The sequence below is a fragment of the Paenibacillus sp. 01T442 genome (genome assembly GCF_056398345.1).
This window is the reverse complement of the sequence record NZ_JBFTPF010000028.1, coordinates 36,351-55,031: the sequence shown is the minus strand read 5'-3', so window position 1 is coordinate 55,031 and position 18,681 is coordinate 36,351. Positions and strand designations below refer to the sequence as shown.

The following is an 18,681-nucleotide window of genomic DNA, read 5'->3' as shown; positions in this document are numbered from 1 at the left end:
ATAACCCCAATAATTTCATCTACATGTAAAACTAAGACTACCATGTTTAGTGCTCCACATCACCCCTTTCAATGAATTACCATTATCCTTTTACTGCACCGACCATGACACCCTTGACGAAAAACCGTTGTAAGAATGGATATACGATTAACATCGGTAATGTCATAACAATAACCCCTGCCGCTTTAACACCCTCTGGTGTGATCACTGCGGCCAAATCAGGCTGTGTATTCGAAATCTCCTGCATCAAGCTTTGATTCTGAATCATTTGTTGCACGAGTACCGCTAAATTCAGTTTGCTGGAATCATTGATATAAATCAGTACATTCATGAAAGCATTCCAGTGGCCTACCCCATAGAATAAGGTTAATGCAGCTAGGACTGGCAATGACAATGGCAACACAATTTGAATTATCAAGCGCCATTCGGAGCAGCCATCAATACGGGAAGCCTCCTCCAACTCCTCTGGCAATCCTTCGAAAAAGCTTCTCAAAACCAAGAGATTCCACACTGTAATCAATCCAGGCAACCAAAGGGCACCGTAGCTATTGATGAGCCCTAGTTTTTGGACTAATAAATAAGTAGGAATGAGACCCGCTGAGAAGATCATGGTGAAAATAATAGCGAATGAATAAAATTTGCGTCCGATAAAATAACGCTTGGACAACGGGTAGGCAGCTAGGATTGTGAACACAATATTCAGGAATGTCCCTACCACCGTAATGATCACACTATTCCTAAAATCCTTGATGATTGGGCTTTCCTTGAACAGAGCATTATAGCCGTCTAAGCTCAAATTAACTGGCCAAAAGCTAACCGTTCCTGACATTAACGCATGCTTATCACTCAGTGACAGCGCTAGAATATGAATTATAGGCAACAAGCAGCTGAGTCCAATGATGAATAAAAATATATAGTTGAGGGCGTAAAATACCTTTTCTCCTCGTGAATGCTTCATAAGCTTCTCCTTCTTAACTTTTGTTAGTAGGTCATGTGTTCGCCTACCATAAACCTTGGCCGAAGCGGCGTGCAATGCGATTGGCTGTAAGCACCAAGATTAAACCAACCAAGGATTCAAACAATCCCATTGCTGTCGCAAGACTAAAGTTCGCTTGCTGAATACCGATTTTGTACATGAAGGTACTAATAACCTCGGATATTTCAGAGACAGCATTATTCTGGAGGACATACACTTGATCGAAGCCTAACTCCATTAGATGTCCGATCTTCAGAATTAGCATAATAATGATCGTTGGTAATATCGCAGGCAATGTAATGCGTATGGTTTGCTGCCATTTGTTCGCGCCATCTATGCTCGATGCTTCATATAAGCTCTGGTCAATAGCTGTTAGTGCTGCGAGATAAATAATCGCATTCCAACCGGCTTCCTTCCACACACCCGATGCTAGAAAAATGCTAATCCAAGAAAACTCCTTATATAAGAACGGATACGATTCACCAAAAATCTTTTCTATCACATGGTTTAGTGTTCCTGTACTTTGCGAAAAGACCGTAACGACAATGCCGCCAACAATAACCCAATTGAGAAAATGTGGCAGATAGACAAGCGTTTGTACCAACTTTTTGAATCGCAACTTCCTCACTTCATTGAGCAGCAGTGCTAATATAATAGGAACTGGGAAACCAATAATGATGCTTAACCCACTCAGTTTTAAGGTATTCCACACGATCCCAAAAATTTGTTTCGTTTGAAAGATCATTTTAAAGCTGTCTAAGCCTGCCCAAGGGCTGCCCCAGATCCCTTTAATAAAGCTGTATTTCTTAAAGGCAATAACCAGTCCCGTCATCGGGTAGTATTTAAATATAAGGTAGAAAAGGATGATGGGCACAAACATGATGTACAAGGGAATGTTTTGTTTTAATACGCGTTTGCCATACTTCCTTACTAGCCAATTATTTTTGGTTTTTGCTGTACTCGCCTTCGGCTTAACCATCGCTGGTGTTGAAGGAGGGAGTGTCTGACTCATCGGTGTCACTTCCTTGCTCTGTAATTTGAACTCATCGTACCTGCTGATCCGTCATCCGTACAATATACATGATTTTGATCAATTAACAGGCTGATGTAATGCGGATATTTACTGTCCGATATACACTTTTTCATGTGATATACATGTGAAAAACCTTGATATATTAGGCTTTAGCTGCCCCTATTTCCCAAAAAGAGGGATGTCCTTGCAGCTTCGCCAATGCTTCCATATAGTAATAGTCACCGTATATCAGCGGCTTATTGATATTCTGATTCATCGGCACGTTGCCCGTACCTGAGTGTAGGATCGCTTCTTCGGAATCATCTGCAACATAATGAATGGAAAGGGATTGCAAGATCGCACACGCTTGTTCCTTATAAAAGAGTGCCCGATCGCCTGCACATACCGCAGCCAGATCCAGCAGTCCGCATGCCGCAATCGCTGCGGCACTCGTATCACGCGATGCCCCCTCGAAGGTAGGCAATCGGAAATCCCAGTACGGCACCTTATCCTCGGGTAAGTGTGATAAGAAGAATGAGGCTGCATGCTCCGCTGCTGCCAAGAGATCGGCACGGCCGGTATGGCGGTAGCTGAGCACCGAGCCATAGATCGACCAGGCCGAACCCCGTGCCCATGCGGACTCTTCCGCATAGCCTTGGCCACCGAGCGCACCTGTGCGTTCGCCCGTCTCAGGGTCGAAGCAGACGATATGATACGCGGAGCCATCCTCGCGAATAAACTGCTTGGCGGCCATTCCCGCGTGGCCCTCTGCAACGTGCTTAAAGCGTGGGTCATTCGTTTGTTGCGACGCCCAGTAGAGCAGCGGCAAATTCATCATGCAATCAATGATCGCCCATCCTACGCGCTCCGGGCTGTTCCATGCACGGATGAAGCTTCCCTTGATATTGAATCGCCCCGCCAAATGGCTGGCAATCTTCAACGCTCGGCGTTTGGACTGCTCATTGCCGGTGAGATGCCAATTCGCTATCGAAGTTAGCATCCACATGAAGCCCATGTCATGATCTAGGGGCTCGTATGCCTCAATTACAGCATCCATCTGTGTTTCACATTCCTCTGCCAAGAGGCGTAATTGTTCATCTTGGCGATCTTGATAAATGAGCCATAAGATCCCTGGCCAGAAACCTGCTGTCCAGTAATGCGGTGAGGTCAATTGGAATTGACCGTCGTTCGAGCCATGAGGAAATGCTGCACCTAATCTCAGGCTCGTGTTCTTTACTTTACGGACGCCTTGTTCCCAGGCATCTCCTATCCATTGTTCTTGTGTCATTATCTCTACACTCCCTCTCCGTTGAATGTCCCAAGCATATCTATAGGAGGCCGCTTGCTCAATATACATGTTTTCGTTGGGTTAACAGGTTGAACGTATATGTATCCCGAAACGTGAAAAAGGAGCCATCCAAGGGAAATATCCTTGTGTGACGCCTTGTTTTCCAAATAACTGGATAACCTACAGTTAAATTTAGGTATTTATTGGCTTTTCCAATAATAACTGGAAAACATGCATCTAATTTCAAGATAAATCGCTGATTCCCGCAAAACCAACCAAAATAACTTCATAATTTCCATTTAAATCTAAAAAATGACTGAATACCGAGAAATTAACATCAGGTTTTCCAGTTAAATGCTAACTGGTGTTGGAGTGGTGGTATGGCTTGTTAGTAGCTGGAGATGGAGGGGTGGCTTGTTGAGTAGCTAGAGATCGAGGTGGCTTGTTGAGTAGCTGGAGATGGAGGGGTGGCTTGTTGAGTAGCTAGAGATGGAGGCGTGGCTTGTTGAGTAGCTGGAGATGGAGGAGGGTTGTTGAGTAGCTAGAGATGGAGGTGGCTTGTTGAGTAGCTAGAGATGGAGGGGAGCTTGTTGAGTAGCTGGTCTTTGAGATGGCGTATATGGAGTAGCCGTTGTTCAGGGAGTGCAGTTTGTGGAGTAGGGATTTGATATTTACAACCTTAGCTCGGCTAGTCGCAAAAAGAGGTGAGCTTCCGCTCACCTCTCGATTATTTTTAGCATAGTTTCGGATTGCTTTCTCTTTCTCACGATAGAGTACGCATCAAAATAAATTGCTTGGCCAAATAGACAGGTGTATAAGGCATATCTTGACGAAGCCAAGCAACAATTGTACCAATTAAGGCGGATGAACCGTACCATATGGCAATATCCTTTTGAATACCTGCTGTGGCTAAAACGGATTCATCCCCCATCCTCTCAATGCGTGAGGTTACTAACTCCGTCAGAAGCCTTAACATGCGATCTGTAAAAATCGGGGTTCGTCTTGAAGCCAGTACGACTTTATAAAACTTCGCATGCTCGGCAAAGTGCTCCAGCAAGTTCACTAACATCGGCCAATCCTCTTCTTCCTTCGCAATCTGATTCGCCGACGCATTGTTCAAAATGCGATTGATGTCTTCAATCATTTCATCCGCCATCTTCTCCAACATATCCGGAATATCTCGATAATGCAGATAAAACGTAACTCTGTTAATGGTAGCTCGCTCTGCTATGCGATTAACCGAAATTTTCTCGATATCCATTTCCTGAAGCAATTCGACAAAGGCGTCTTTAAGCAATTGACGTGTTCGAAGAACCCGAGGATCTACGCGTGGTGTTCGATTATCCATGTATCCCAATTCCTTTTCTTTTCCATAATAAGCTTATATGCTTGAATGTTGCATATTCTCTAATCTAATTCACACTTCGCAAAGTATACTACAGCTTGTAAATTTAGTCCAATGGGCACTTTCGTAACATCATTTAGTAAGCTTACATGACATGTAAATTTTGATTGCCCAAATGGCTCGAATAAGGTAAAACTATACTAATAAACTTTTTTATTATATTTAAATTGCGAAGGTGGATGACAGTGTGTTAGTTCAAGTTGAAAATGATGTAGCTGCAAGAGAATATGTACAAGGTATATACGAAACCGTAGTCAAACGTAATCCGAATGAGACAGAGTTCCATCAAGCTGTTAAAGAAATTATTGAATCTTTAATTCCAGTTCTCACTAAGCAGCCGAAGTACATGAAACACGGCATTCTTGAGCGCCTTGTGGAGCCAGAGCGTTTAATCACTTTCCGAGTTCCATGGGTAAATGACCAAGGGATTACGCAAGTAAATCGTGGTTTCCGTGTGCAATTTAACGGTGCAATTGGACCGTACAAGGGCGGTTTGCGTTTTCACCCTTCMGTTAATGCTAGCATTATCAAATTTCTAGGTTTTGAACAAACACTCAAGAACTCCCTTACGGGTCAGTCGATCGGCGGCGGTAAAGGTGGATCCGATTTCGATCCTAAAGGCAAATCMGATAATGAAATTATGCGTTTCACACAAAGCTTCATGACAGAGCTTTATAAATATATTGGACCGGATACGGACGTGCCAGCAGGGGACATTGGTGTAGGCGCGCGCGAGATTGGTTATATGTTCGGTCAATACAAGCGCATAAGCGGCGCTTACGAATCTGGTGTGCTCACTGGGAAAGGCATAATCTATGGTGGCAGCTTAGGCCGTACAGAGGCGACTGGATACGGCTGTGTTTACTTTGTAAATGAAATGTTGAACTCCAAAGGTCTTAGCTTCGACGGAAGCACAGTCGTTGTTTCTGGATCTGGTAACGTGGCTATCTATTCCATTGAAAAAGCCGTTCAATTAGGCGCTAAAGTTGTTGCTTGCAGCGACTCCAATGGTTATATCCACGATCCAAAAGGCATCTGTCTCGAAACCGTTCGTCGCTTGAAAGAGGTTGAGCGTACGAGAATTAGTGAGTATGTGAAGGAACATCCTCATGCAACTTACCATGCAGGCTGTAATGGTATCTGGTCCATTCCATGTGATATCGCGCTTCCGAGTGCCACACAGAACGAAATCGACGAAGAATCAGCAAGACTGCTTGTCAGCAATGGGGTAAAAGCCATAGGCGAAGGCGCGAACATGCCATCCACCTTAGATGCGATTGACGTCTTCTTACAGGCAGGCGTTTTGTTTGGACCAGCCAAAGCAGCGAATGCTGGCGGCGTTGCCGTATCGGCGCTAGAAATGTCTCAAAACAGCATGAGATACTCCTGGCAGTTCCATGAGGTAGACGATAAGCTCCACGCGATTATGAAAAATATTTACAGAAGCGCTGTGCAAGCAGCTGAGGAATATGGCCATCCTGGCAATCTCGTAGTCGGCGCCAATATCGCAGGCTTCACCAAAGTAGCCGACGCAATGATCGCACAAGGTGTCGTTTAGAAGCGTTTGTAAAGAGAACTCACATGTGCTATTACGGCTAATCCGAGAAATGTACATCGAGTGGGAACTTTAGTGCCTTAAAGGGATAGGGTGTCCCGAAGTAGAGAAATCTACTTCGGGACACCCTATTTGTCGTGTTTTTATGTGAGATATACGCCATTGTAGAAGTTGCATGCTCCAAACGCCACTCGCCAAGAAAAAACACCTTCGCTAAGAAGGTGTCTTTCTTACTTGGTATCCGTAGCTGTCTCGATCAATCGATGACGATACCATTGATCCCCCTTGAAGCGCCATAGGAATATGAGTCCACGAACGCCCCATTCAATATTCATCGCTAACCATACCCCGATAATGCCCATATGAAACACGATGCCAAGCACATACCCCAGAACGACCCGGAACAACCACATAGACAGCATCGAAGTCATGGAGGTGAATTTGGAATCCCCCGCAGCTCGAAGCGCTGCTGGCAGGAGGAAGCTGATTGGCCAGAGTGGGATTTGTGCAATGGCATTAATCAACACGATGATGAAAAGCTCCCGCAGAATATCATCCGGTGGGTGAAATAGGCTAACCAGCGGCTTGAACAGCGGAACGAGGATCAGTGCCGTCAGGAAGAGTGTAAACGACGCAAGCCAAAGAAACGATTTGGCAAATTTACGAGCGTCTTTCACATTTTGCGCTCCCATACATTGTCCAATCACGGTTACCGTAGTCAGCGATAACGCGGCAGCCGGAATCTGTAACACACCTGCGAGCGTGCCGCCAATTGCATTCGTCGCCATGGCATGCGTGCCAAGACTCACGATAAACACTTGCGTTACAATTTTACCGCCATTAAAGAACATCTGCTCCGCCGCAAAGGGCAGCCCGATAAATAAAATTTTCTTCATCATCGCGATATTAACATGTAGTAAGTCATACAATCGCATGCGGAAATTCGTATCTAATTTCACCACATACAGGATAGCTACGAAGGCCGCCAGAAATCTGGACACATTCACAGCGATGATCAACCCATGTACCCCCATATGTAAGAAATGAATACAGATCACATTCAGAAGGACATAGGATAAATTCATGATTAAAGAGAGTTTCAAGGAAGTTCGGGACTTTCCGATTCCTCTTAATGCACCGCAAACTGCCTCTACAATGGCGATACCCACATAGGATACGCTGCTCCCGATCAGATAGGTTTTGGCATAAGCGAACACTTCCGCAGAGGCTGTCCCAAACAGCAGCGTCAAGACGGGCGTATGAAACACAATCATTAACAAACTAATGCCAAGCGCAAATGACGACACCAAGGAAATGGAGCTAGCTGCTGCTTTGGCAACCATGCCGTCGTTTCCGCTACCTTTATACTGGGCGACCACAACTGTTCCACCTGTCGACACGGCCACGAATACGCTGATCAGAAATATGTTAAGTGAATCAATCATACTTACTGCGCTAACGGCGGCAACACCCGACGAACTAATCATCGCAATGTTCACCAAGTTAAGTCCGACAAGGAAAGACTGATCAATGAGAATCGGTATATATAAGCCAATAATCTGTTGATAATCCATCACTTTACCGGAAAAATACTTATGCATAAAAGCTTTTCGTCTCAAGCTAAATGCGGGTCCCATCACATCATCTTCTTTTTCGTTATATTTATCATGCTGATTACTTCCGTGAGCGTTACCCTGCCTGTTCTTCTAACGGTGATTCACACATGTCGAGTGGGAGACGGAGTGTAATCCGAGTCCCCATCTGATGACCGCTCTCAAATAGAAATTGGGAGTCATTCCCATAATACATCTTCATTCGCGCGACAACATTTCGCAACCCGAACAGATCCTTTTCTTTTTTAGTATTCGTAGAATTCCCTTCTGCCGCTTGCCTAGCTGCCTCTTCTAATTTGCCGCAAATATAGATCTGCCTTTCCTCGCTGACACCGACACCATTGTCGCGTACTTCGAGGACAAGATGACCGCCATCCACATAGGAGGAAATAGCGAGTTCTCCACCGCTGCTCTGTTTCTCTAAGCCATGCAGCACGGCATTCTCTACCAAGGGCTGCAGGAGGAGCTTAAGTACATGATAATGCGCGCTTTCCTCTGCTATCTCGAAGCGTACCGTGAAATGGTCTAGGAATCGCAGCTGCTGCACTTTAATATAATACTTCAAATGTTCGATCGTTTCCTTAACCGTAAAGGTCTCATTTCCTTTATTCAAGCTTAAACGGAAAAATTTCGATAGATTCAACACCATTTCACTGATTTCATCTGCTTCATAGTTTTTGGCCGTCCAATAAATCGAATCCAATGTGTTGTAGAGGAAATGCGGGTTAATTTGAGACTGCAAAAATTTCAGTTCCATTTTGGACAATAAAAGCTGCTTCTCGTAGTGATCCCGGATCAGTGTTTTCTGATTCTCCGCCATCCGATTAAAGGATTCTATCACATAACCTAATTCATCAACCCTTGTATCCTCTAGTTGGATGGTGAAATTCCCCGTGCGGAGCTGCTTCATCCCATAAGCTAATTTACGCAGCGGCGCAGATATGCCTCGATAAATAATCCAAGAAGTCCATATCGCCAAGACTAAGCTGACGACTAAAATACCATAAGAAAATATTTTCAACGAGTCCGTATGACTCCTGATTTCCCATAAAGGCTGTTCCATCATAAGTGACCACCCAGATAACTTCGATTTCACGCTAATCGTGACCATCTCCGTCCCTGTTTGAGGTGATTTACGAATCGTTCTTACTTGGTCTACCTTCTCCCACGTTTGAGTATTTACACTTCCACCTGTCCCTGTGATCGATTTCCCGTCATTGTCGAAGAGATAAATATTCGCGTTTTTGGAAGGCAGCAGCGGTTTCGCAAGCTCGATAAGTGCACTCTTTTTGACAGATAAAATAAGTAAATTCGGATTCATCAGCGTGCGGTTATACGGATCCATCGTCCGAATCAGATGCACACTGTCTGCATCGAAATAGGATTCACCCGCCTGCGGTGTAAAAAAAATCGTCCCTCCATTAGCCTCCATCAAATGCTGATACCATTCTYGTTTCTCAGCCCCGGATGGCAGCTTGCCTCCACCTAATTTGGTGGAAATGACCGTACGTGAGGGCATATGGATAATCGTGATTTGATCAACAATCAGATTGACCGTCGTCATACTTGTAATCTGATCCATCACTTGGGCAAAATGAACGAACGAATGCTTTTCCGGCTCTTGACCAACAGACTGCAGGGTAGTGTTGACATTCGTATCAAACGCGATCAAGGAGGACAACTGTTCAATATTTTGCAAGGTCAGGTCGAGATAATCTGTCATTGTATGCAGTGCTCCCTGCGTTCTTTCCCCAGTCTGCACTTCCAGAATGACTTGCGATTTGGCTATGGCAAACAGGCTAAATCCAGCTAACGGGAGCAATATGAGAAGGAAATACCAGGTTAGCCGGACCTGAATATAACCGGCTAGTAATTTACGAATTTTGGATAGGAACTCTCTAATCATTTGTTGGTTTCTCGCCACCATTCATTCACTTCCCCAGTAATTTCATCACCGCCGGCTTCCTTCCACTTTTTCACAAAAGCGTCGAACTCTTCTATTGGGCTTAAGCCTGCAATAATTCGCGTAAATGTATCCTCTTGCAGCTTAGACAATTTAACTTGATGCTTGCCCATAGCTGGTGTTGGGGGCCCATTGAATCGGTCAACCATCAAATTCTGTTCGATCCGTTGGATGTTATCATAAAGGCGGAACTGTGAACCAAGGGCATCCAGCCGATCTCGTGTGACATTCGGATCTGCCATATCCGCCAACGCGCCATAAATACCACGATAGCCATGCTTCGAATGTTCATCAAACCGAATGGACAATTTCCCGTTAACCCTCGTCCAAATTTCGTTCTCAAAGCCCAGCTTTAAACTTGTTTGTCCTGGACCTGCGACGAAATCCAAGAACTTTACGACAGCCTCAGCCTTGTCACTCTTGTTTGGAATAACATTGTAGGAACGAACGTTCGAAGTGCTATAGACACCATGCTTCCCATTCGGGCCGATGGGGAAATCCAGCGGAATCCATTCCGCTTTCGGATCAACTTTACGGTTTGCGGCAATATGTGCGCGCGTGTCCGACCATGCTGCTGAGAATAGACCGACGCGACCGCTAACAATCTTTTCACCAAGCACATCAATTTTATTCAAAGGGAATTCCGGGTCTAGAATGTCAGCGTCATACAAGCCTCTTAGATATAGAAGCGCCTCCTTCATTTCCGGGAGGACCCCGGAATAAACTAGCTTCCCGTCGCGTACGTACCAGGCTTTCATTTGTACACCAAATGCACCTAGAAATGGCGATGTTCTGCGTAGCCGTTCCAGAATCGATAGGCCATACGTATCTTTTTTCCCATTGCCATCTGGATCTCTCTCTGCAAATGCCTTCATCACCGCTGTATACTCCGCGATCGTCTTAGGAGGCTGCAGCCCAAGCTTATCCAGCCAATCCTTCCTGGCATAGATGATTTCGGTTCCTTTCACCTCGTTCAAACTCGGTATCGCATAGATCTTGCCATCCACKGTGACATTATCCCAAGCTTCCTTAGGGATTTTGGCCTTCAGATTGGCGCCGTATTTCTCAATATATTCATTCAAAGGCGTCAGCGCCTTTTGATTGACGAAATGGATAAACCACGATGGATCACTTGTATTCAGCAAATCCGGGGGCTCGCCAGACGCCATAATGACATTTAGCTTTTCATCGTAACCATTGAGCGGAGGGAGCGTCACATTGACCTTAACACCAATGTTTTTCTCAATATAACGAAGATAAGGATTATGATTCTCATCCATTCCCTCCGGGAAATTCATACCTAGGCTGTTTACAACGATTCGAATAGCGGGTTCACTTGCTGTTCCCACCTTATTCTCTTCCTTCAAGGTCAAATTCGGAATGCCGCAGCCAGCAGTTGAACAACAAGCGAGCACGACTAGAATAGCTGCCCTCATTCTTTTCATCATTCCAATTCCAATCCCCTTCCATCGTCGGCAAGCAACTAAGCGAGTATTTTCTTAAGAATAGGAGTGAGCCCGTCCGCCATTCGCATAAATCCGAGATCAGTCGGATGCACGCCATCGACGGTGCATTCGTGCGCATTGTCGCCTAGTAATGTTGTGCCATCGTAAAAATAGATGTTGACATCTCCATTTTCACGTAACTGCTCGACGGTCCGGAGCTGCACTTCTTTACGCTCTTCCTTTTCTAACGTCAACAGCTTGCTATACCTTTCCTTCGCATAAGTAATACAAGATAGCACGAGAATCGGCGTATATGGATGTTTATTTCGATAGATACGAATAAATTCGGGTAAAGTCGTTTGCAGCAGCTCCGTGGATACGCAGTTAGCCTCATAATCCAAGACGAGACAGGCAGGATCCGGGATTTCTGCTATAACGTGCGCAAGCTCAGGCTCTCCTTTGCCATTACCAGAGAAGCCTAGATTTAGAAATTCCATATTCACTCGCCTGGATAGGATATTGGGATAGGCCATGCCAGGACGGGTCGCACAACCTCCCTGCGTGATTGAAGTCCCATACAAGATGATCTTCTCGCTGTGATCGTAGGCTGGTGGAGAGGAGATTGATGCAGCTGGGTCCAAACCGATCCATACCTCTTGAACGCCTTGGTAAAGTGGGAAATTCAAAGTAATGCTTCTATCTGCGCGTTCCATATCTGTAAACATAACGCTTTCATATTCGGTATGCTTCGCATCATAGCGAGCCGTACTGTAATAGTACTGTTCACCTGGCTCTCCGATGTAGCAATCGAATCCGCATTGACCTGTTGCTGGCATATGATACATGTTCGCAGCACTGGACAGCTTTACCTTAATAGAAAGTGAGACCGCATTCGTTGTAAAGCGAATTTGCCCACCAGCCGTACAATTCGCCAAGTTATCCACTGCCTCGGGCAGTTTCCAAGCGGGATTTACTGGCAGCCTGCGATACAACTGTTCCTCCCTCAGCCATCCAAAACCTGCTAAAGAAAAAGGTTGCTCCATCGGTGAGTACCATTCGAACTGCTGGTCACCTGGTTGCGGAATCCTCATATTGGCATCCAATTTTAAGACGTCACTTGATTGTTGTTGATTTTTCATTCCAACTATCTCCCCTTATTACGAATTTACATTCACCACGGTTATCCTGCTAGGTATTCATTCTTCGCCCTCGCTTGTTTAATCCCTTTTTTTTCACAGCGAATGGGTTATTAAAGTACCAAAAGAAGTCATGGTCCTCCGCTGTGGCTATTTACAAGCTGTAATACAATAGGGATAACCTGTGAATGCTAGCAGGCGAATTGGTTAAAGGAGGGACAATCATCGTTGGTTAACACAAAAAGCAATCCCCATACGCACAACCACCAGGTTGATATCGTCGTGATCGGCGGTGGAACCGGTGGATGCGCAGCTGCACTCGCCGCTGCCAAATCCGGCAAAAAAGTGATCATGACCGAGGAAACCGACTGGATCGGCGGGCAATTAACGAGCCAAGCCGTTCCGCCAGATGAGCACCCGTGGATCGAACAATTTGGCTGTACACGCAGTTATCGTCAGTTTCGAGATGGCGTGCGCGATTATTACCGCCGTCATTTCCCACTTACCTCAGAGGCGCGTTCACGAACGCTGCTTAATCCAGGTAATGGCGGCGTTTCACGGTTATGCCATGAGCCGCGGGCTGCGTTAGCTGTCCTGCAAGATATGCTCGCTCCCTACGTCAACAGCGGGCGTTTACAGATTTTAACTCGCCATCGCCTAGAATCCGTATCTGTGGACGGCGATGATGTGCGTTCCGTCACGGTTCGCAATTTGACAAGCGGCGATAGCATTACGCTTCATGCTGCTTATTTCCTTGACGCCACCGAGTGTGGCGATGCTCTGCCACTTGCGGGTGCGGAATATGTGACAGGTGCTGAATCTAAAAGTCAGACCGGTGAGCCGAATGCCGTAGAGGGTGATGCCCTACCGCAAGACATGCAAGGATTCACCTACTGCTTCGCTATGGATTACATCGAAGGTGAAGATCACACTATTGCACGCCCCGAGCGCTATGACTTCTGGAAGGCATACAAAGCGGAATTCTGGCCTGATCGTCTGCTCAGCTGGTCCGGTGTTCGCCCGAGTACGCTGGAACATGTCTCCTATGAACTGTTTGAAGGCACGGACAAATACTCCTTATTCTTCTATCGGCGCATTATTGATAGCCGGAACTTCGAGGAAGGCTTTTATCCTGGAGACATTACATTGGTCAATTGGCCGCAGAACGACTACTGGCTGGGCTCTGTGATTGATGTCAGCGCAGAGGACAGAGAGAAGCACCTATGGGATGCGAAACAACTTAGCTTATCCCTGCTTTATTGGCTGCAAACGGAAGCTCCTCGACCTGATGGCGGGCAAGGTTACCCTGGTCTTCGCCTGCGTCCAGATATCGTCGGTACGGATGACGGACTGGCTATGTATCCCTACATACGGGAGTCGCGCAGGATTAAAGCAGAGTTTACCGTTCTGGAACAACATGTGAGTACAGCGTGCCGTCCTGACGGAAAAGCCGAACAGTTCCCTGATTCCGTTGGTATCGGTTGTTACCGCATCGACCTCCATCCGAGTACAGGAAACCGTCATTATATAGATATCTCTTCCCTGCCCTTCCAGATTCCGCTGGGAAGCTTGATTCCGATCCGAATGAACAACTTGCTGCCAGCTTGCAAAAATCTGGGTGTCACCCACATTACCAACGGATGTTACCGACTGCATCCCGTCGAGTGGAACATTGGCGAAGCGGCCGGTTTTCTCGCAAGCCGCTGCATCGACCGTGGCATCTTGCCTCGGGAAGTTCGCAATGAGGCTACTGAGCTTCGCACTTTCCAGAATATGCTTGAAAGCTACGGCATCGAGCTGGCTTGGCCTGCAATTCGACCTGTTTAACATTAATCATTCATAAGAAGAGGAGCATGAACATGAGTAAAATACGCATTGGCGTCATCGGCGCAGGTTCCATTTCCGAAATGCATTTGAAATCCTATCACGCGAATCCGGATGCTGAACTCTATGCCATCTGTGACTTAAACGAGGAACGCGCGAAAGCAAAAGCTGAAAAATACGGCATCCAACATATCTATACGAGTTATGAAGAATTGCTTGCTAATGATGCTATAGATGCAATTAGCATTTGTACGTGGAACAATAGCCATGCCCAAATTTCCATTGCCGCCTTGGAGGCTGGTAAAAACRTACTCACCGAAAAGCCCCTATGTACATCGGTGAAAGAGGCGTTAGAAGTCGAAGACGCCGTTCGTCGTACTGGCAAAACGCTGCAAGTTGGTTTTGTTCGTCGCTACGCCTCGAATACCCGCATCATCAAATCGTTCCTCGATAACAACGAGCTCGGCGACATTTACTACGCGAAGGCATCGTGCATTCGTCGATTAGGCAACCCCGGGGGCTGGTTCTCCGATGTGGATCGTTCGGGCGGCGGCCCGCTTATCGACGTAGGTGTCCACGTCATTGACCTTTGCTGGTACTTAATGGGACGTCCTAAAGTAAAATCAATTTCTGGTAATACCTATAAAAAACTTGGCAATCGTGCCAATGTGAAGAACCTGGCTTTTTATAAAGCTGCTGATTATGACCCTACACACAATACCGTCGAAGATTTGGCCAATGCTTTGATTCGATTCGAGAACGGTGCCTCTATACTAGTTGATGTTAGCTTTACGCTTCATGCTAAGGAAGATGAATTGACAGTGAAGCTGTATGGGGAAAAAGGCGGAGCCGAGTTGGAGCCGCAGCTATCCATCATCACAGAGAAGTATGACACCATTCTGAACCTCACACCGCAGATTAATAACCTTTCCTTCGACTTTGTTGCCGGCTTTCAAGATGAAATTAATTACTTCATTGAAGTCTGCCAAGGTAAAAAGGAGACTCTTTCCCCTGTACAGGACGGGGTTGAGATGATGAAAATACTATGCGGTGTCTATGAATCTAGCGAAAAAGGTGAAGAAATCCGTTTCTAGGGAAGGAATGTGAAACCAATTGAATAAATCGAAATGGCTAATCATGACTTTATTGATTACATTACTCGCATCTTCTTGGTCCATAACCGCATCTGCGGCAACCAGCCCCACTGATTTCATTGAAGTAGAAGCAGCACCCGTCGATATTACAATCGACATTGAAGGTCCACGTAAGCAAATCAATGCCGTTGATACGGATATGAGTAGAATCACCGATTATGTCGCTTTATTCACAACGGAATTTGCAACATCCGTTACCGTTGGCACCACCTCCATCGGCGTTGTCGTCGATGCGACAAATCATGTGACTCGGGTTGTCAACCCATCCGTTAACGGCGGTGTGCCCGTCTGGACAGGACCTACAACCTTGACGATCCCGCAAGGCGGCTTCATCCTTGTCGCCAATGATGACAGCTGGGCGAATAAAACTTTCAAACAATATCTGGCGAAAAATTTCAAAGTTGGCGACCTCATTAAGCTGCGTAAAAATGGTGAAGTGATCCCCGTTTCCGCTCTCATGACGGGTCAAGGACTTCAAGCGCGACTTAAACTGGACAATGACGATTGGTTTACGGTAACTACGCCGAAAACGACTGTTTCCGGCAAATTGGAAAATATGGAGTCAGGCGTCACGTATGCGATTCGCGTTAACCAAACTTCGGTTGCTTTGCAAGCGAATGGCACTTTCCAGAGTGAGTTTGGTCTTGCTGAAGGCGTAAATTACCTAGATGTCGTCGCTTCTAAGAACGGCGTTGAGAATGATCGGAAAACGCTTGTTGTATTTTATAAAAAACAAACGAGTGCTGCCAAGGAAGTCGTCCTCTGGGTCGACCAAGGTACGAATATTTTCAAACTGCAAACGCCTGAAAATATCCGTGATATGCTGACCAAAGCGAAAGATGCTGGCGTGACCGCTGTTGCCCTTGACGTCAAAGGCGTCGAAGGATTCGCCAACTATAAGAAGAACGATTTGACGAATCGTCCTCACATTTCACAAATGACAGCACCAACGCGTAAGGGTGCCAATCCGAATCTGGACATGTTGGAAGAATTTATCAAGTACGGACATCAGCTTGGTATCAAAATCCATGCCGCCTTTAACGTTTTTGCTGAAGGCTCACCTGCACACAACGAGTATGGACTCCTTAACCAGCATCTGGATTGGGAAGAGCAAGTGTATCGTCCCGAGGATAATGGTCAAATTTTGCGTCTGCGTGAGAGCAAATACTTTACATCGGGCAAATCTCTCGTTGCATTTGTTAACCCAGCCAATGAGGATGTAAGAGCTTTTGAGCTGAAAAACATGGAAGAAGTAATTAAGAACTACGATGTAGATGGCGTTGTTCTGGATCGTACCCGCTATGACAACGAAACAGCCGACTTCAGCCCCTTGACGCGTGCGAAGYTTGAAGCGTTTCTCGCTACACGGGGTAAGCAGCTGACGAATTGGCCTGCGGATGTTTTCAGCTATGTGAACAATGTGCGCCAAGCAGGTCCGCTCATCAATGACTGGTGGGAGTTCCGCTCGCAAACGATCAAAACATTCACGGATGATGTTCGATTATTAACCGATCGTTACTCTGCTTTAAAAGGTCATAAGGTCTATTCCTCCGCCTATGTGGGATCTTGGTTTGAGTCCTATTATTTGAACGGCGTCCATTGGGGCAGCCCGAATTTCAAGTACGACAGCCGTTTACAACTACCGGATGACAGCCTATATACCGACTCATATGCGCGGACCGGTTATTCGGGCAACATCGATTTCCTCATGATTGGTACGTATCAAACGACACAAAAGGAAATTGAACATCATATAACTTTGGGCAATATCGTAACCAATGGTGAAATTCCGATGTATGCGAGTATCGCCTTAGCGAACATCCAAGACCCTCCTCTGCAGCGTTCCGTGTTCCAAGCTGGCTTGTCGCTATCGAATGGCCTCATGCTCTTCGATCTTTCACAAGTCAACTGGTCCGTGGTGAAGGCATCGCTCCATAATGTAGCATATGTGAAGGATTATCAAATCGGATCGAGCATTCCAGGTAGTCCTGAGTCGTTCCTTGAAGCGGATCTCTTCAATGTGAGCCGGAACGAGAATAATCTCAACATTTATTCCGCTGACTTTGGTCAAACCACGGCCACTAGCACGTTCGGTGTGGAGGCTATCGTAGACAGCTCCGGCAAAGTCACGAAAGTCGTTAACCAGCAGCAGGCGCTTACCTGGAACTGGACCAATATGTCACCGAACAACAGTGTGATTCCACAAGGCGGCTTCGTGATTTCTGCGCTGGATGCTTCCGGCGTGCGAACGAGAAGACAGTTGGTCGCAAGAACCTATAAAGTTGGTGATGATGTACGTTCGGCTGTGCTGCGAGGGTATTTGGATTATGCGAATACGAGCACAGCACTGCGTAATCTAGAGATCAAGGGCAATGTTGAAGTGCTTGGATCGGGGATGGCACGTGTTCTTCTTAATGGAGTACCTGCTGAGGTGTCCAGTAACGGAGACTTCAGCGGAAATGTGGAGCTTGCCATCGGCGTTAATAATTTGCGAGTTTCCGTCTATGTAGATGGTCGCAAAACGAACGAGAAAACCGTAAACATCACGCGTACAGCCCCTGTCATCACAGGCATCGCACTTGATTCTGCTGCGTATCGACTTGTAGCAGGTGATGTGCATGCAACGGTTACAACTGCCGTTTACTCGGATCTATCGAGCGCTGTTGTAGCTGGAGCTACGTTCAGCTCTAGTGATCCGTCGGTAGCCACCGTTTCTGCAGATGGGAAGGTTACCGCATTGAAAGCTGGTACAGCGGAAATTACGGTTGTATATGAGGGGAAAACGGCCAAGTCGATCGTAACTGTCGCGGACGTGGCGAGTCTCAGCTTCGACGAAAACAAACACAGTCTTGTCAAAGGTGAAACCTACCAAGCACCGCTCAAAGCAACTTACACCGATGGCGTGGTTGGCTACATCAACCAAGGCGTGACCTACAGCTCTTCACTCGATAAAGTGGCATCCATTACAGCTGACGGTATCATCACAGCTGTGAAGCCCGGGTCTGCTACAATCAACGCTTCCTATCGTGGCAAGCAGGCTGACATCAAGATTAAAGTGTTCAATAGCCATAAAGACAAGAGTGAAGATGCCGTGATGGAGGAATCCATCGACTGAGTTTTCCTCATACGCGTCGCCGCTTCTGCACACGAGTTCGTCGATTCGACGATGAACTCGTGTGCTTTGCTCTGCCGGCACCATTAGACCGAAAATACCGAATTAATTTCAGTATCCGCATCATAGAATCCCGATTAGTCCTAACTCGCCTAACTAAATCGATACAAACACCACCCTCCCTTGAAAAATGGGCAG

The 18,681-nt window shown here is 46.3% G+C and carries 12 protein-coding genes; 4 read left to right on the top strand and 8 right to left on the bottom strand.

The features are described from left to right. Positions 1 to 82: 82 nt before the first annotated feature. From AC1DLM_RS20330 to AC1DLM_RS20315, 4 genes are all read right to left on the bottom strand, one after another. On the bottom strand, positions 83 to 958 hold the full coding sequence (locus AC1DLM_RS20330; protein ID WP_441987123.1) for a carbohydrate ABC transporter permease: 876 nt from the start codon (positions 956 to 958) through the stop codon (positions 83 to 85). A 43-nt stretch (positions 959 to 1,001) separates the two neighbouring features. After that, positions 1,002 to 1,988: an ABC transporter permease gene (locus AC1DLM_RS20325; RefSeq protein WP_441987124.1), complete on the bottom strand. Its 987-nt coding sequence runs from the start codon at positions 1,986 to 1,988 to the stop codon at positions 1,002 to 1,004. Positions 1,989 to 2,151: 163 nt separating this feature from the next. Continuing rightward, positions 2,152 to 3,276 (bottom strand): glycoside hydrolase family 88 protein, encoded by a 1,125-nt coding sequence (locus AC1DLM_RS20320; RefSeq protein WP_441987125.1) that lies wholly within the window; start codon positions 3,274 to 3,276, stop codon positions 2,152 to 2,154. Positions 3,277 to 4,039: 763 nt separating this feature from the next. Then, positions 4,040 to 4,624 (bottom strand): TetR/AcrR family transcriptional regulator, encoded by a 585-nt coding sequence (locus AC1DLM_RS20315; protein ID WP_441987126.1) that lies wholly within the window; start codon positions 4,622 to 4,624, stop codon positions 4,040 to 4,042. A 244-nt stretch (positions 4,625 to 4,868) separates the two neighbouring features. Between AC1DLM_RS20315 and gdhA the strand changes: the two genes are divergently transcribed. Continuing rightward, on the top strand, positions 4,869 to 6,239 hold the full coding sequence (gdhA, locus tag AC1DLM_RS20310) for an NADP-specific glutamate dehydrogenase (RefSeq protein ID WP_312886278.1): 1,371 nt from the start codon (positions 4,869 to 4,871) through the stop codon (positions 6,237 to 6,239). Positions 6,240 to 6,466: 227 nt separating this feature from the next. On the opposite strand, the gene AC1DLM_RS20305 is transcribed toward gdhA, so the two are convergent. The 4 genes from AC1DLM_RS20305 to AC1DLM_RS20290 all read right to left on the bottom strand — a co-directional run bounded on the left by AC1DLM_RS20305 (position 6,467) and on the right by AC1DLM_RS20290 (position 12,396). Next, positions 6,467 to 7,837 carry an MATE family efflux transporter gene (locus AC1DLM_RS20305; protein WP_477570975.1) on the bottom strand — a complete coding sequence of 457 codons (1,371 nt, stop codon included), beginning with the start codon at positions 7,835 to 7,837 and terminating at the stop codon, positions 6,467 to 6,469. Between the two features lie 88 nt (positions 7,838 to 7,925). Then, positions 7,926 to 9,776, bottom strand: coding sequence for a cache domain-containing sensor histidine kinase (locus tag AC1DLM_RS20300; RefSeq protein WP_477570974.1), 1,851 nt, complete (start codon positions 9,774 to 9,776; stop codon positions 7,926 to 7,928). After that, positions 9,752 to 11,260: an extracellular solute-binding protein gene (locus AC1DLM_RS20295; RefSeq protein ID WP_477570973.1), complete on the bottom strand. Its 1,509-nt coding sequence runs from the start codon at positions 11,258 to 11,260 to the stop codon at positions 9,752 to 9,754. Before AC1DLM_RS20295 ends, AC1DLM_RS20300 begins: the two co-directional genes overlap by 25 nt. 35 nt (positions 11,261 to 11,295) lie before the next feature. Continuing rightward, positions 11,296 to 12,396 (bottom strand): SGNH/GDSL hydrolase family protein, encoded by a 1,101-nt coding sequence (locus AC1DLM_RS20290; protein ID WP_477570972.1) that lies wholly within the window; start codon positions 12,394 to 12,396, stop codon positions 11,296 to 11,298. A 225-nt stretch (positions 12,397 to 12,621) separates the two neighbouring features. Here AC1DLM_RS20290 and AC1DLM_RS20285 point away from each other — a divergent pair, with 225 nt between their 5' ends. Genes AC1DLM_RS20285 through AC1DLM_RS20275 form a run of 3 tightly spaced genes read left to right on the top strand, consistent with a single transcriptional unit; the run spans position 12,622 to position 18,486 of the window. After that, positions 12,622 to 14,220 carry an FAD-dependent oxidoreductase gene (locus AC1DLM_RS20285; RefSeq protein ID WP_477570971.1) on the top strand — a complete coding sequence of 533 codons (1,599 nt, stop codon included), beginning with the start codon at positions 12,622 to 12,624 and terminating at the stop codon, positions 14,218 to 14,220. A gap of 32 nt (positions 14,221 to 14,252) precedes the next feature. Beyond that, a complete protein-coding gene (locus AC1DLM_RS20280; RefSeq protein WP_477570970.1) occupies positions 14,253 to 15,311 on the top strand; it encodes a Gfo/Idh/MocA family protein in 1,059 nt (352 codons plus the stop codon). Between the two features lie 19 nt (positions 15,312 to 15,330). Further along, a complete protein-coding gene (locus AC1DLM_RS20275) occupies positions 15,331 to 18,486 on the top strand; it encodes an Ig-like domain-containing protein (RefSeq protein ID WP_477570969.1) in 3,156 nt (1,051 codons plus the stop codon). Positions 18,487 to 18,681 lie beyond the last annotated feature (195 nt).